The 15,494-nt window shown below is 46.3% G+C and carries 9 protein-coding genes; 3 read left to right on the top strand and 6 right to left on the bottom strand.

All coding sequences use genetic code 11. The features are described from left to right. Positions 1-967: 967 nt before the first annotated feature. The 6 genes from EXN75_RS13540 to EXN75_RS13515 form a co-directional block, all read right to left on the bottom strand. Entirely contained in the window at positions 968-2,908 is a 1,941-nt protein-coding gene (locus EXN75_RS13540) for an alpha-L-arabinofuranosidase C-terminal domain-containing protein (protein WP_134844206.1), read from the bottom strand. A 197-nt stretch (positions 2,909-3,105) separates the two neighbouring features. Further along, on the bottom strand, positions 3,106-6,372 hold the full coding sequence (locus EXN75_RS13535; RefSeq protein ID WP_134844205.1) for a glycoside hydrolase family 2 TIM barrel-domain containing protein: 3,267 nt from the start codon (positions 6,370-6,372) through the stop codon (positions 3,106-3,108). Between the two features lie 34 nt (positions 6,373-6,406). Next, positions 6,407-7,612 carry a glycoside hydrolase family 88/105 protein gene (locus tag EXN75_RS13530; protein WP_246031406.1) on the bottom strand — a complete coding sequence of 402 codons (1,206 nt, stop codon included), beginning with the start codon at positions 7,610-7,612 and terminating at the stop codon, positions 6,407-6,409. A 133-nt stretch (positions 7,613-7,745) separates the two neighbouring features. Next, entirely contained in the window at positions 7,746-9,020 is a 1,275-nt protein-coding gene (locus EXN75_RS13525) for a DUF2264 domain-containing protein (RefSeq protein ID WP_187349097.1), read from the bottom strand. Positions 9,021-9,046: 26 nt separating this feature from the next. Further along, a complete protein-coding gene (locus tag EXN75_RS13520; protein ID WP_134844204.1) occupies positions 9,047-10,168 on the bottom strand; it encodes a glycoside hydrolase family 43 protein in 1,122 nt (373 codons plus the stop codon). Positions 10,169-10,393: 225 nt separating this feature from the next. Further along, entirely contained in the window at positions 10,394-11,269 is an 876-nt protein-coding gene (locus EXN75_RS13515; RefSeq protein WP_134844203.1) for an ABC transporter ATP-binding protein, read from the bottom strand. Between the two features lie 314 nt (positions 11,270-11,583). Here EXN75_RS13515 and EXN75_RS13510 point away from each other — a divergent pair, with 314 nt between their 5' ends. From EXN75_RS13510 to EXN75_RS13500, 3 genes are read left to right on the top strand one after another with little or no spacing between them, the layout of a single operon-like run. Further along, the gene (locus tag EXN75_RS13510) at positions 11,584-13,713 is read left to right on the top strand and encodes an AAA domain-containing protein (protein WP_134844202.1); all 2,130 of its coding nucleotides are present in this window, start codon (positions 11,584-11,586) and stop codon (positions 13,711-13,713) included. 37 nt (positions 13,714-13,750) lie between these two features. Beyond that, positions 13,751-14,152, top strand: coding sequence for a hypothetical protein (locus tag EXN75_RS13505; protein ID WP_134844201.1), 402 nt, complete (start codon positions 13,751-13,753; stop codon positions 14,150-14,152). Next, positions 14,139-15,485, top strand: coding sequence for an MATE family efflux transporter (locus tag EXN75_RS13500; RefSeq protein ID WP_134844200.1), 1,347 nt, complete (start codon positions 14,139-14,141; stop codon positions 15,483-15,485). The genes EXN75_RS13505 and EXN75_RS13500 overlap by 14 nt, the downstream gene beginning before the upstream one ends. Positions 15,486-15,494: the final 9 nt, after the last annotated feature.

Raw genomic sequence — 15,494 nt, 5'->3', positions numbered from 1 at the left:
GTTTTGCTTGTCTTCTTTTCGCAACACTAAGGTAAGTGAAAATTCTGACATGGCAAAATCCTGGGCAACTTTTTGTTGCTCAGGCACTTATAAATAATGTTAAACTATAGTGTTGCGGAATTAAGGTCTAAAATGGATGTTTTGCCATCAAAATTGGACTTCTTATACCCCCCAAATAGCTATTTTTCTGCTTTTACGTTAAAAAAATAATAAAATTCGATATTATATAAAAGATTTATTATCTTTCCAAAAAGATATGAAATACGGAACATTTTAGATGCTGATAAACATATAGAGCGAATTAGAATTACCCCCAAGTGTCAGAGTTAAGTACTTTATTATGAGTGACTTATAAATCCTAACTCATGGGAGTTGAATCAACCATAGGCAGTAATACGTAAATTAGAGAGGGACCTATTATTGTGTATTTATACTATGATAAGAAATCCCTATTTATGGAGCGTTTTTTCGGCTTATTCTTTCACTTAAGAGCTCAAAGCTGCGGATTTTTTCACTAAAACCCCTTATTTTTAAGCTCAAATATATAGGTTTTCAGGAGCGAAATCGTGATGTTACTATCATCACACACGCATTTCGAACATTCAAAAAACTTTGGGACAAAGATTGATTCACGCATATTATTTCTCGGATTTGAGTATTTTACCGCCGATTATTTCTCGGATTTGAGTATTTTAATGCGATTTATTTCTCGGATTTGAGTATTTTCGCTATATTTGCGCCTGTTATTCAAAGAGTTACGATGAAGCCATAAGGCATGTCACCATACTACCTCTCTATGCATTATCCCTATTGAGAAGCCGTTGATAAAAACAAGTCATCGTTTTAGTGAAGAAAAATCCCTTGCAACATTTCTGCTGCAAGGGATTCGTCATCTTTCTACCTTATATGGTAATATACTATATAAACTTAAAAACTAAAACTTTAAATCCATATACAATAGACTGTCTTAGAATCTATATACTACAAAGCTGTTTGCTTTCATCTTCACATTCAAGACGTTGCCGTTTGCCTGAACGTCTGAGGTTACTGGCACGACGGCATTCTTATGGTCTATCTTGTTCTCTGCCTGAATATCATCGGCATGGAGAACGGTTACCTTGCCAGCTTTAAGCTTCTTCAAACCGTTGAAGGTGACTGTGATTTCCTTCTCCTCATTTGAGGTATTGGCAATCTTGACGATGTAACTCTTAGTATGTTTGTCGAAACAAGCGGTTGCATAAAGGCCGTTTTCGCCCTTCACAGTCTTGCCATTCTCTGTGAGTGACAATACATGGGTTCCCTTGTTGAGACCATAGAGCTGCTGAACATAATAGTTGGCTGAACGTACGGAAGTCAGATTGTCAAACCAGATGAGGTCCGGACGCCATTGCCAGCCTTCTACATGAGCGAAGAGTGGGGCATAGGTTGCCTGGTAAACCACGTCTGCATTACGCTCTAAACCTGTCATGAAGGCTGCCTCTGAGAGGGCTGCCTCCCATGAGTTTGGATCATGCTTGGCATGGGCTGCATACTCGCCGGCAAATACCTTAGGACCCTTGCGGTCGTAATTGTCATAACGGCCTGCATTACTGCGGAACCAGTCTGGACTCTTGTAATAGTGCTCATCTACCATGTCAACGCCTAACTTGCGCATCTGCTCCCAACCGTAGTCGAAATCCTTGCCGTCGGCTGATGGACCTGATGATCCGCAGATCTTGATCTTTGGATACTTGGCATGAATCTGCTCCATGAACTTCTGAAGACGCTCTGGGTAGAGAGGTCCCCATTGCTCGTTTCCGATACCTATCTGCTTGAGGTTGAATGGTGCTGGATGACCCATATCTGCACGGAGCTTACCCCACTTGGAGGTTACAGGACCATTGGCAAACTCTATCAGGTCGAGGGCATCGTCGATGTAGCTCTGAAGCTGATCTACGGCTACATGGGCATTCTTGTCGTTATCGCTATTCTGATACTGGCAAGACAGACCTACTGAAAGGATTGGTAGCGGATCGGCTCCGATTTTCTCTGAAAGGAGGAAGTACTCATAGAATCCCAATCCGTATGTCTGATAATAGTTTGGATAGAGACGATGAGGGAAGGTGTAGTTCCAGCGGTTCTCGTTGAGCGGACGGTTCTCTGGAGCACCTACTGAGTTCTTCCATTCGTAACGGGTTTCGAGGTCTGTTCCTTCTACGATACAACCGCCAGGGAAACGGAATACACCTGGATGCAAATCTGAGAGGTCTTGTACCAGGTCGGCACGGAGTCCATTCCAGTTGTCCTGTGGGAAGAGAGAAATATGATCGAGATCCACGCTCTCTCCGCTCTCCAGATATACGCGCATCAGACCCTTGGCATCTGTCTGTGGAGAGGTAAGGGTGGTGGTATATTTCTGCCACTTGTTATTGGTGATGGTAATGCTCTGCTTGGCAATTACGTTATTGTTTGAGTTGACCAGTTCTACACGAATCTTGGTCTGCTTGCCGTTCAGAAGATGAAGGCGTGCATAGACTGTGAAGTCGTATTTCATGTCCTTCTTCAAGCCCATGCCGAAGAAGCCGCGGTTCTCAAGTCCAGTCTGTTTTTCGCGTGCACCAGAAGCTTCGAGCGTAACATAGTGAGGGTTGCGGTCGAAGGCTGGTTTTACATCACTTACAGTCACATTTCCGAAGGTGTTCCATCCCATCAGTCTTTGTGGAAATTCGAAGGAACGGTTTTCTACCATCTCTGCATAGAGACCGCCATCTGCACCAAAGTTGATGTCCTCGAAGAAGATACCATACATGGTAGGTTGGATTTCTACTCCAGGCTTGTTTGCCTGAACTGCAAACTGATGCTGTGCTGAAGCACCGAGCGAAGTCATGGCTGCCAGCATAAGGGCAGCGAAGATATTCGTTTTTCTCATGTTTACGTTGTTTATTTTTAGGTTTATTCTTATTTTGTGATATTCTTATTGAATAATTAAGTTGTATTGCTTAATGCGTTTGCAAAGATACAGAAAATCCACTCCAAATGGGGTGGACTTTCTGATTAAATATGTTGGATTATTGCTCATAAGCTCTATTTTTTTGTCTGATGAGCCTCAATCTAACAGGTTCTTTCCTATTTGCTCAATGGGATAATGGCAAAACAGAAAGTCTTGTCGCCATAATGAATGCGGTATTTCTCCAAAGGCCATGCGCCCCAAGAGTTCTCGCCGCCTACACCCATGTGCTCGCCATCGAGGAAGAGGTTGGTGTATTTTGACTTCTTCAGGTTGAAACTGTGGCGCTGATCTTTCTCATCGCCATCATCCAACTCGTCTGTATCGAAGTGGAGGGCACTTGCATAGAATGGCTTGCAGTTCTTGACCATGAATCCGAAGCCTGCAGCGTCAGTCTGTTTCCACCAACGGATATCGCCCTTGGTTCCACTTTCCTGTGGGCGGATGTATGGGAAATACTGGTTGTCTGCATCGTTGCTGTAGATACCTATCTTCATGCAGTCCTCACGGTCGGAGTAGTTTTCGATAGGGCCACGGCCGTAGTACTGGCTCTTGTCCATTTCGTATGGCAACTGCATCAGCATACCGAAGCGGAAGAGATCGCTTACTTTCTCGCCTTCTGTAGCGATGAAGTTCTCGGTCACCTTTACGGCACCTGTGTTTGCCATAATCTGATAGATCAGTTCCAGCTTGCCCATTACCTCTGGCATATTGTAGTTGGCGCAGATGGTATAGTTATTGGCCTTCTTGTTCTTCTCTACGGTAATTCCGCTCAATTCCAACTTAGGGTTCTTCCATGCCTTGAATTTCTTCTGGAATCCTGCACCCATGTCGTTATCTGTAGGAGCACGCCAGAAGTTTGGCTTCAAGGTGCCGCCTTCGCCGAGGAATGACTTGCCCTGATAGGTGTATTCAGAGATAAGACCGGTTGTGCGGTTTACCTTTACTGTCAGGTCGGCTGTTGAAACGGTAATATCCTGTTCGTCCTTCTTGTCTGTAAACTTGGTCTTTACATTCTTTACCTTGCCTGTCTCTGCCTGGTTGGCTGCACATGACTTGTCGCACTTCTTAGCCTTTACCACCAGCTGGTTGTAGGCAACAATCTGTCCTGCTTCCATCAGCGGTTCAGCCTTCTTCAGGCGGAAGTCGATGTTGAGGAAAATCTCCTTGCCCTTTGCCTGGGTGAGGTCGTAAGGGAGGGTGAAGGTCTTGGTCTGATGAGGGGCTACGTCGATGTCGGCGATGGTACCGTTCTGTGTCTCCACACCATCTTCGATGAGGCTCCATGCCAAAGCATAGTTGCTCAGATCGCGGAAGAAGTTTTCGTTATACACGTTCACTTCGCCCTTAGCTGCATCCTTCAGGGTAGCCCAGATGTTCTGGTACTGGTAAGCCACCTCGTAGGCATGAGGATTGAGCTGGCGGTCTGGACCTACAATTCCGTTGCAGTTGAAGTTGTTGTCGCTTGGGTCGTAACTGTTGTAGTCGCCACCATAAGTATATTCTATCTGTCGGAGCTGCTCATTGGTCAGCAATTCTGGTTTTACCTTCATCGGAATCATGATGCTGCGATGCAAGCCCTGATCCACGAAATCCCAGTCGAAACCACCTTGGAAGATAGGATATTTGCGTACCAGATCCCAGTATTCTTTCAGATTACCGCCAGAGTTACCCATCGTATGGTTGTACTCGCATTGTATGAGCGGCATCTTGCTATTTGGGTTCTTGCAGTAATTCTCGCAGTTCTTTACAGGATAATACATTGGGCAGAAGATGTCTGTGCCTTCTCCCTGGCGGGCCTGCTCATACTGTACTGGGCGGCTCTGGTCCTGTGATTTTATCCACTTGTAAGCCTGGAGGAAATTGTCGCCCATCACGGTCTCATTACCCAAACTCCATGTCACAACAGAAGGATGATTGAAGTAGATAGAGACATTATGCTGGTTGCGCTCCATAATCTGCTTGGCAAACATCGGCTTCTTGGCAGCTGCATCATCGCCATACTGGAAACCGTGGCTCTCCTGGTTGGCTTCTGCTACGAGGTAGATTCCGTATTCGTCGCAGAGATCATACCAGCGTGGGTCATCAGGATAGTGGCAGGTACGAACGGCGTTGATGTTCAGGCGCTTCATGATCTTGATGTCCTGAATCATGCGTTCCAAGCTTACTACATATCCGCCGTCTGGGTCGATTTCATGACGGTTGGCACCCTTGATGAGTACAGGCTGGCCATTCACGAGGAATTGCTTGTTCTTGATTTCCACCTTGCGGAAACCTACCTTTACAGGAGTGATGCTTGCTGATTTCTCGTTGCCATTCTTCAGCGCACTTGAGAGGGAAACCTGAAGGGTATATAAATAAGGTGTCTCTGCATTCCACTTGTGTGGATTCTCTACGTTCATCGTAATGTCGGCTGTTCCGTTCTTTGCCAAGCCTGTAGCTGTAGCCACCTGCTTGCCCTCTTTGTCGAAGAGAATGAAGTTCAGTTTGCCTGTTCCCTTAACCTTGGTAGAGATATGGAGTACGCCATCCTTGTAGTTGTTGACGAGGTCTGGTGTCACGCGCACATCTTCCAGTTGCAATTTTGCATCACGAGCGAAGAGATAGCATTCGCGAGCCACACCACTCAGACGCCAGAAGTCCTGGTCTTCATCCCATGAACCGTCACACCAGCGGAATGTCTGGAAAGCGATGAGGTTCTTGCCCTTCTTCAAGTATGGAGTGATGTCGAATTCGGCTGCTATCTTACTGTCTTCTGCATAACCGGCAAACTTGCCATTTACGTAGAGATAGATGTTGGAAGTAACGCTACCGAAGTGGGCAACTACCTGCTTGCCATCCCAGTTTTCTGGAATATTGATGATGCGGCGGTAAGAACCTACGTGGTTGTCCTTGGTAGGAACTGCAGGAGGTTGCTCATCGAAATGTCCGCGCCATCCGAAGCCCACATTTACGTATTCAGGAACTCCGTAGCCATACATTTCCCAGTTGCCAGGTACGATGATTGGCTTCCAGTTGGAGTCGTCAAGGTCAACCTTGTAGAAATCGGTAGGGCGCTGGTCGGCATTCTCTACCCAGTTGAATTTCCATGTTCCTTCCAATGACAGATAATTCTTGCTCATGGTCTTGTTGACTTGAGCCAAATCTCTGCTTACCAGTTTGCCACCCTCTTCATAGACCATATCCTCTGGGGAATAGGTGAAGAAGTTGGTGTGTAATGGAAAGCGATTGATGGCATTCACCTGCAGGTCGTGCCATTCGGTATAGCTTGGTTGTTGGACTGTCGCCGCATTCAACGGTTTAATGGCAGCCTTCGGTTTCTTCATACCAAAGGTTGCCATTGCCAAACTTGCCATACCTAATGTAATGAAAAGTCTTTGTCTCATAATTATAGGTTGGTTTTATTATTAGAAATGTTGTTTATTTCGTAGCCAGATACTTGTCGTATTCGCAAGCTACGAGGAGCATAGCGCCCACTCCGAAGTTAGCCTGAGAATTGGCATCAACGGTTTGTCCTGGGATGGCACGCTCGCCGATAGGCTGTACGTAGCCCACCTTGCCATCTTCCTGAACGGCGGTCTCTGTGAGATAGGTCCAGGCGCGTTCGATGGTCTTCTTGTATTCTTTCTTGACTAAGAATCCGTTGTTTACACCCCAAAGCATACCATAGGTAAAGAAGGCAGTACCGCTGGTTTCAGGACCTGGAGCATGTTCTGGGTCCATCATAGAACGGGTCCAGTAACCCTCTGGCTGCTGGATTTCTGCCACAGCCTTAGCTAATTTCTGGAATTTATCTACGAAGAACTGGTAGTGCTTGTAGTCCTTAGGCATATCCTGGAGCACCTTAGCCAGACCGGCAAGAACCCATCCGTCGCCACGAGCCCAGAAGTCTTTCTTTCCGTTGGCACTCTTGTGCTTAGGATAGACATACTTGCCGTCACGGAAGTAGAGGTTGGTCTCCTTGTCAAGCATGATCTCGTCGGTAGTGAGGAGATTGTCGTAGAGCTTGTCGAGATATTTGGTATCGCCAGTCAACTTGTACATCTTGGTCATTACCGGCATTACCATATAGAGGGCATCGCTCCACCACCAGTAATCTGTAGGTTCAGAGTAAGCCTCGTAGTGCATTACCTCTTTGGCGCGTTTTACCATAAATTCAGAAGCTTCTGCATTCCCCTTGGCGGCCTCGATGTTATAGAGGTCGATGTAAGTCTGGAAGCAGATTTGCCAGTCGCCGAAGAGCACGTGCTCTTTCCCCTCGCCGTATGGTTTGTATTTCCATTTGGCAGGATTAGCCTCTCTTGCGCCGGTCCAGTCGTTGTGTTCAGCCCAGCGGATAGAGTAGTCGAGCATCTTCTGGTCTTTGAGCATCTTGTAAACCTCCATGTTGCCTGTATGATAAGCAGCATTATCCCAGAAAGCGCGAACCTCTGCCTTATTATTGGTCTGCCAGTAGTTGTTCACCTTCTTGATGAGTTCCACTACTTGTTCGTGGTCCCATTTTCTGGTAGCCTTCACTTCCTTCTTATTCTGTTTCTTGACCTTAGCGGTCTTCTTGGCTGGCTGTGCTGCGCTCAGAGGCAAAGCTAAGGTTGCAGCAGCCATCATCATTATTATCTTGTTCATTTTTAAAATTACAAATTAGAAATGAGAAATGGTTATTATAATGAGAAATGAGAAATTACAAATGAGAAATGACCGGCAGCTATACTGCATTTGAACATTTCTAATTTGTCATTTGTAATTTCTCATTATAAAATTACCACTTGTCCTTGGTGACAATCTCGTCCTTCCACTGATGATCCTTAGGGAACTGCTGATTGCTCCATGCCTTCACCTGAGTCCAAGGCTGAGCTGCATCTGTCCAGAATGGGTGATCGGCAGGCAAGCCGAGAGGCATGAAGGCGAGAGTTGTCATATAGAGCGAACCGTTGTTGGTGTACCAGTCGGCAACGTTCTTCTGGCTGTTTCCACAGAAACCGATAGAGAGATAACCCTTCTCATTGAAGTTGTTCTCCTGGTCGAACATGCGATGGAGTACCTTGGTGAGGGCAGCACGTACCTGTCCGTTGCTCAAGTCCTTAGGCAGTTTCTGATACCATGCCATCAAAGCCAGCGGCTGCATCGTAGCCATACGGTAAGGAATACTTCTTCCGAATGCCGGGAAAGTTCCCTCAGGAGAGATGAATCTTTCGAGAATGATGCTGTACTTCTGACAACGCTTCAATTCTCTGTCATAATACTTCTGATAGTCGAGACGGGAATTCACCTTGGCATCTACCATCGCCTGGAGAGTTTCCAGATACATAGGATGGAACACATAGCTGCTGTAGTAATCGAAAGCGAATACAGGACCGTCAGCATACCAGCCATCACCTACATACCACTCCTCTACCTTGCGGCAGGCAGAATTGACGCGGTATTCATCGAAATCGCCACCCGCCTTCGCCATGAAACTCTCGATGGTTGAAGAGAAGAGCAACCAGTTGGTATAAGGAGGGTCGATGTGGCGAAGCTTAGCAAACTCCTTCAGGTATCGCTTCTTGGTCACCTCATCGAGAGGCTTCCAGAGTGTATCGTAAGCACGGAGGAAACTTTCTGCGATATAGGCTGCATCTACCAGGTTCTGACCGCCGATGCCCCAGCAGAGATAGTCAGGATTCTGAGGATCAACGGCATTCTTATAAGAAGCCAACGCCCATTCACGCAACTGCTTGCGCTGCTTGCCCTCGGCAGTAGCATCATCAGGAAGGGTGAGCCAAGGAGCCACGCCAGCCATCAGTCTGCCGAAGCACTCCATATAGAGCACCTTCTTGTTGCGGTTGTCGAAGCTGGGACTGAACTCAGTCTGCATGTTCTTCTGCAACTCGCCCTTAGCCATGTTTTCCAATACAGGTTGTGCCATCTTGTAGGCAAGCGAGCACCAATATTCACGGTCGCTCTGCTTTTGCACTTTCTTCTTGGCACTTATCCCCATGAATGGGATAAGTGCAAGAAGCATAGTCATTGTAATCGTCTTAAATATATAATTCATAGATAGTTGTGTTTGTTAGTTCTTTGTTATTTCTTTAAAACAGGCATATCGTTTTCCCATGAGATAGGAATCCAAAGATGGCGGCTGTCGCTCAGGTGCTTCGGATTCCAGATATCTGCCATGAAAACATACTCGGCGCCATGAAACATCTTCTTCTGGGCAGCAGTTTCCACCTTATATATATAGGTGCCCTGTCCGCCGAAGGTCTTGTTGGCTCCTTCGCCACGGCAAGGGTTAGGGAGCTGTTCCCAAGGACCATAGATGTTTTTCGCCTTAAACATGCGGGCTGCATTCGGATCCCATCCTGTACATCCGCTTGTAATCATCCAATATGTGTTATTCTTCTTGAAGATAGTTGGAGCTTCGTTTTGTCCACCTGCAGCTACTCTTACGTAGCTTCCGTTGTGAGCCATATAGTCATCTGTCAATTGTGCAATCTGTAAAGTCAGGTTGTCCTCTGAGGAATAGATGTGGTAAGCTTTTCCGTCATCATCTACGTAGATGGTCATGTCTCGTGCCATCTGTCCTTCATTGAAGTCGCGCATCCAGAACATTCCGCGCTCTATCTGCTTGCGCCATTCTGGAGTCCACCAGTTCTTCAGTTCAGGGAAGAGAAGCTGATGCTTGAGGTCTGTGGTGTCTGGTTTTGCGAAGCCTACAGGATAGATGCCTGGGTTCACTCTGCCAGAGCGTACAAACTTGAATGGACCGAAGGGAGTGTCGCTAACTGCAATCGCATAGCGTGCGGCTCCATAGCCTCTGCCTTTCAGTTCCAGATGCATCCACATCACGAATTTCTTGGTTTTCTGATTGTAGAGAACCTTTGGGCGTTCGATGATGCAACCGCCCTCGATGTCGCTGCCCGGTTCTTCGGAAACAGGAAGTACGAGTCCGTGATTGGTCCAGTTTTTGAGGTCTTTGGAGGTAAAGCAGCTTACGCCTAACGAACTGTAAGGTTTTCCATCTTCAGAACGGCTTTCTCCATACCAGTAATAGGTTCCTTTGTAGTTGAAGATGTTGCCGCCATGCGCATTGATGTGCTTGCCGGTATTGTCTTTCCATACACCTCCGTCCATTGGAGCCTGGGCTCTTGTTGATAATAGACAGGAAAGATTCATCATCAACAGTAATGTCAATAATTTATTCATCAGTTGTGTTTTATTAAGTTAGTGTTTCGTCTGATTGTTAATATCTGGTTGCAAAGATATAAAAAATCTTATATAAATTAGGCATAGAAATCATTAAAAAAGGTTCATTAATCGTTAAAAATACACTTGTTTGTCAGTTTTTGCACTATTTTCGCCTAAAAGTATGATATGAGAGCTTTAAATATGATGATAGAAATGGAATAAAGTGATTGTTATGGAATGCGATTATTTACATGAAAAATGAATTCTCATGGTTCTCTTGTCGAAAGTGATTTCCGGGGTGTCTAAGAAGTGGGAGAGTGCACCCTTGTCTGCCAATTCCTGTGGAGTTCCTACGGATAAGACGGAATTGCCTGCTTCTATCTTGTCATGATGATCTTCTTCGTCGTGATTTTCTGTTTTCTCCTGATTGGCTGAAAGTTTCTCCATGAGCCAAATCTTGTCTGCCAGTTGCAGGGCGATTTCTACATCATGAGTAGAAATGAGGATAGACTTCTGGAGTTGATGGGCCAGTCGCTTGAGCATGAGGAGGGTTTCCACCTTGCTTGGAAAATCAAGAAAGGCGGTTGGTTCGTCCAGCAGGATAATGGGGGTCTGCTGGGCTAAGGCTTTGGCTATCATTACTTTCTGGCGTTCTCCATCGCTTAAAGTATTGAATATGCGACCTCTGAGGTGTTGGATTCCTACTTCATGAATGGCTTCGTTCACTATCTTCTGGTCTTCCTGAGAGAGTGAACCCCAGAAATTAGAATAAGGAGAGCGCCCCAAGCCGATGATTTCTTCTACCTTCAGATGGATGTCGTCCATTTGAGCGGTTAGAACTACGCTGATGGATTTTGCCAGTTGTTTTTGGGAAAACATGCTGACGGATAGGAGATGATCAGATTCTGAAGTTTCTGATAAGAGAATGTCTCCTTCCAAAGGCGGTTGGAAGGCTGAGAGTGTACGTAGCAAGGTTGATTTACCGGTACCATTCGCACCTATCAGACAGGTGAGTTCGCCACTTTGCAGAGAGGCGTTGATATTTTGGACTACTATTCGATTCTGACCGCTCGAATGATAGCCGATAGTTGTATTTTTTAGAATGATAGTTTTCTTCATCTCGCTTCTTTGACTTTATGAAATAACCTTCTCGTTTTTTGTGCTCTCAAGTGCAAAATTACGACTTTTGATTTGATAATAGCCACACTCGGGATAAAAATAACCAACTTTAACGCATTCGTTTCGATTGATGCTAAGCCATTTTATCTCATGGACATCCATTGCTTATTTCAATTTATCTCATAGACATCCATTGCTTATTTTATAAAGTTTAAAAGTTTATTTCATAAAAATCCGAATCTTTCAAATAATAATTCCCCCAAAAATGCGTTTTATCTCTATATATAACTTATTTGAAAAGTAAAGAATCAAAAATGGAACAAACTTCTCCTATACAGGCTTTATTGCAGCAACGCACTCTTCTTCAGTTGGAGTATTATACTGAAAAGGAGGCTTTTCGCAAACTGACGGAACAAATCGGCATGCGACGCAAGGTGAAACGTGGTGACGCTTGGTTTCCACTACGTATAGGCAAAAGCTTCTATAATTCGCTCAATCAAAAATCCATAGAGGTGTTCCGTACCTCCGATGAGGAGATTGACCACAATTTTGAGTTCGGACGACCTGTCATGTTCTTTCAGGTCAAGAATCATCCAGGGGAAATTTCTTCCCATGCTTCATTCAAAAGTGCAGCATCTTCCTCTCCAAGTGCAATGTCCTCATCTCAAAACACAATATCTTTGTCTCAAGGTGCAGCGTCTTCCTCTTCTGCTTCCAATCCCAAGAGCATTAAATATTTTTCCTTTACCGGTACGGTCAGCTATGTGGATGGTGACAGAATGGTGATTAATGTGCCTGATTCTGTTTCCTTGCTTGACTTGCAGACAGAAGAACCTATCGGCGTGCAGTTGTCCTTCGATGAAACGAGTTACAAACTGATGTTTGAAGCGCTCGACCGTACGATGAAGGCAAAGAATAACCGTCTGGCTTATCTGCGAGATCTTTTCTATTCTCATCAGAAAGCAGGCAGGTTTTCCTTTGAACCCATGAAGTTCCCTTGGCTTAATCCTACCCAGGAAAGAGCCGTGAACGAGGTGCTCTGGGCGAAGGATGTGGCCATCGTGCATGGACCTCCGGGAACGGGAAAGACGACGACTCTGGTAGAAGCCATTAATGAAACCCTGATGAGGGAGAGCCAGGTATTAGTGTGTGCACAGAGCAATATGGCGGTGGATTGGATTTCAGAGAAACTCGTGGATAGAGGCATCAACGTGCTTCGTATCGGCAATCCGACAAGGGTCAACGACAAGATGCTCGGTTTTACCTATGAGCGTCGTTTTGAAAGCCATCCCGACTATCCGCAACTCTGGGCGATACGCAAGGCTATCCGTGAATTGCGCTCTAACCGCAAGAAAGGAAGCGAGAGCTTTCATCAGAAGATGGACAGACTGAGAAGCCGTGCTGCCGAGATAGAAATCCGTATTAATGCAGAACTCTTTGGCGAGGCGCGTGTCATCGCCTGTACGCTTGTGGGTTCCGCTCATCGTCTGCTGGAAGGCATGAAGTTCGGCACCCTCTTTATCGACGAGGCTGCACAGGCATTAGAGGCAGCCTGTTGGATTCCGATGAGAAGAGCCAGCCGGGTGATCTTAGCGGGCGACCATTGTCAGCTGCCGCCTACGGTGAAGAGTATTGCGGCATTAAGAGCCGGACTGGGCAAAACCTTGATGGAGCGTATTGCAGAAAACAAGCCTGAGGTAGTGACCCTCTTGAAGATACAGTACCGTATGAACGAGGATATCATGCGATTCTCCAGCGACTGGTTTTATGGAGGTCAGGTGGAGAGTGCGCCGCAAATCAAATATCGCAGCATTCTCGATTTCGACCATCCGATAACGTGGATTGATACGGGGGAATTAAGTGAAGAACGAAGAGTGAAGAGTGAAGAATTCAATAGCTCTTCTGATGATGTTTCTAACAAAAACAAAGGGGAATTAAGTGAAGGACAAGAGAATTCTTCACTCTTCACTCATCACTCTTCACTTTACAAGGAGCAGTTTGTGGGCGAAAGTTTCGGGCGTATCAACAAGGCGGAAGCTGAACTTACCCTTCTGACCTTAGCTGAATACTTTACGAAGATAGGCAAGCAACGTGTGTTGGGCGATAGTATCGATGTAGGCATCATTTCGCCTTACCGTGCCCAGGTGCAGTATCTCAAGAAACTCATCAAGAAGTATGAATTCTTCAAGCCTTACCGTCGCCTGATCAGCGTCAACACGGTGGATGGTTTCCAGGGACAGGAGCGCGATGTGATTCTCATCTCCCTGGTGCGTTCCAACGATGAAGGACAGATTGGTTTCCTGAAAGACCTCCGTCGCATGAACGTGGCGATGACGAGAGCTCGCATGAAGCTCATCATCCTCGGCAATAAAGACACGATGACGAAGCATCCTTTCTACAAGAAACTGTGGGAGTATGTGGAGGGACTCAATAATGATGAATAAGGACAAAGTTTGTGTAAAAAAGAAAAAAGATAAGATTATGTTACAACGAGATTATATCCAGCGGTTGATCCGCGAGTTTATGGCGGCACTCGAAAGAATGCTCGAAAAGAAAGAGGTGGAGGTGAGACGTGAGAAGATTAAGGAACTCTACAATCAATACGTGGGTCCTTACGCCTTCTACAGTATCGCCACCATCGAGGATGTGATGAAGGCAATGGCAGGAATTGCCGACGAGGAGAAGCGACTCTCCAAGATGGACATGCTTGCCGAACTCTACTATCACGAGGCTGACATGGTGGGGCAGCCCGCAAGAGATGAACTCCTGAACAAGGCGTTCATGCTCTTTGATTATGTGGAAGCCCACGGAGATACGTTCTCCATCGAGCGCCGCAACAAAATGGCAGAAATCAAACAGAAAATAGGAGATGCACTCAACTAATGACATGACTGTTGGCTCGCCTTTGCGAGCCATCATCAAATTTGCAATTCCACTTATCTTGGGTTACATCCTTCAGCAGATGTACCTCATCATCGATGCCGCCATCGTGGGAAGATGGATTGGCGTGGAAGCTCTTGCGGCTGTTGGCGCATCCAGCTCCATCATGTTCCTCATCATGGGCTTCTGCAACGGCTCCTGTGCCGGTTTTGCCATCCCTATCGCCCAGGCTTTCGGCGCCAAGGATTATGCCAAGATGCGGGCTTACGTGAGCAACAGTATCCGCATCGCCGTGGTGTTTGCCGTGGTCATCACCTTCCTTTCTTGCATCTTCTGCGGAAAGATTCTGCACCTGGTGAATACACCGAAGGAGGTGTTCGATGATGCCTACATCTTCCTGATGCTGCAGTTTGCGGCGATTCCTTTTTCCATCGCCTACAATCTGCTCTCCGGTCAGATTCGTGCCTTAGGCAACTCCAAACAGCCTTTCTATTTCCTCATTACAGCTTCCGTTATCAACATTATTCTTGATGCCATTCTCATTCTCGGTATGGGGTTAGGTGTAGAGGGTGCAGGCTTTGCCACCTGGCTTTCGCAGGGCATTTCCGTGCTGCTCTGTATCTGGTTTATCAAAAAGAAGATGCAGATTCTGATTCCGAAGGGTGAGGAAAGGACTTTTGATAACAAGAAGATTAGCATTCTGCTGAATAACGGTGTTCCGATGGGCCTGCAGTTCTCGATTACCGCCATCGGCCTCATCATGCTGCAGAGTGCCAACAACGCCTTAGGAACGGTTTATGTGGCAGCATTTACTGCCTCTATGCGCATCAAATATCTCTTTACCTGCGTATTCGAGAACATCGGAGTGGCGATGGCTACCTATTGCGGTCAGAACTTAGGCGCTCAGAAGTTGGAACGGATCGGTCAGGGCGTAAGGGCTGCCATCAGGATGATGGTGGTTTATTTCGTCTTCACCTTCCTGCTCATCTATCCGTTTGCCGACGAGATGATGATGCTCTTCGTGGATAAGGGCGAGGCAGAAGTGGTGACTTATGCTGCCCAGTTTATGCGCATCGCCAACTATTTCTATCCTTGTTTAGGTTTGCTCACCATCCTGAGATACAGCATCCAGGGGTTGGGTTACAGCAATCTCTCGATGATGAGTGGCGTAATGGAAATGATAGCGAGATGCGGCGTGAGTCTCTGGCTGGTGCCTGCCCTGGCATGGACGGGTGTCTGCTTCGGCGACCCTGTGGCGTGGGTTATGGCAGATCTCTTCCTCATTCCCGCCTTCCTGTGGCTTTATAAGCATCTGAAGAAGGAGCAAGTCCGATAGGTTAATTTT

The organism is Segatella hominis, assembly GCF_004535825.1.
Classification (GTDB): Bacteria; Bacteroidota; Bacteroidia; order Bacteroidales; family Bacteroidaceae; genus Prevotella; species Prevotella hominis.
Note: the sequence above shows the minus strand (reverse complement) of the source record. Positions and strands in the feature narration are given on the sequence as shown.

What these genes read in the sequence shown, in the direction of transcription:
- EXN75_RS13525 (WP_187349097.1), bottom strand. Translation starts at nt 9,020, where the DNA reads ATGAATTATATATTTAAGACGATTACAATGACTATGCTTCTTGCACTT.
- EXN75_RS13530 (WP_246031406.1), bottom strand. Translation starts at nt 7,612, where the DNA reads ATGAACAAGATAATAATGATGATGGCTGCTGCAACCTTAGCTTTGCCT.
- EXN75_RS13540 (WP_134844206.1), bottom strand. Translation starts at nt 2,908, where the DNA reads ATGAGAAAAACGAATATCTTCGCTGCCCTTATGCTGGCAGCCATGACT.
- EXN75_RS13505 (WP_134844201.1), top strand. Translation starts at nt 13,751, where the DNA reads ATGTTACAACGAGATTATATCCAGCGGTTGATCCGCGAGTTTATGGCG.
- EXN75_RS13510 (WP_134844202.1), top strand. Translation starts at nt 11,584, where the DNA reads ATGGAACAAACTTCTCCTATACAGGCTTTATTGCAGCAACGCACTCTT.
- EXN75_RS13520 (WP_134844204.1), bottom strand. Translation starts at nt 10,168, where the DNA reads ATGAATAAATTATTGACATTACTGTTGATGATGAATCTTTCCTGTCTA.
- EXN75_RS13535 (WP_134844205.1), bottom strand. Translation starts at nt 6,372, where the DNA reads ATGAGACAAAGACTTTTCATTACATTAGGTATGGCAAGTTTGGCAATG.
- EXN75_RS13500 (WP_134844200.1), top strand. Translation starts at nt 14,139, where the DNA reads ATGCACTCAACTAATGACATGACTGTTGGCTCGCCTTTGCGAGCCATC.
- EXN75_RS13515 (WP_134844203.1), bottom strand. Translation starts at nt 11,269, where the DNA reads ATGAAGAAAACTATCATTCTAAAAAATACAACTATCGGCTATCATTCG.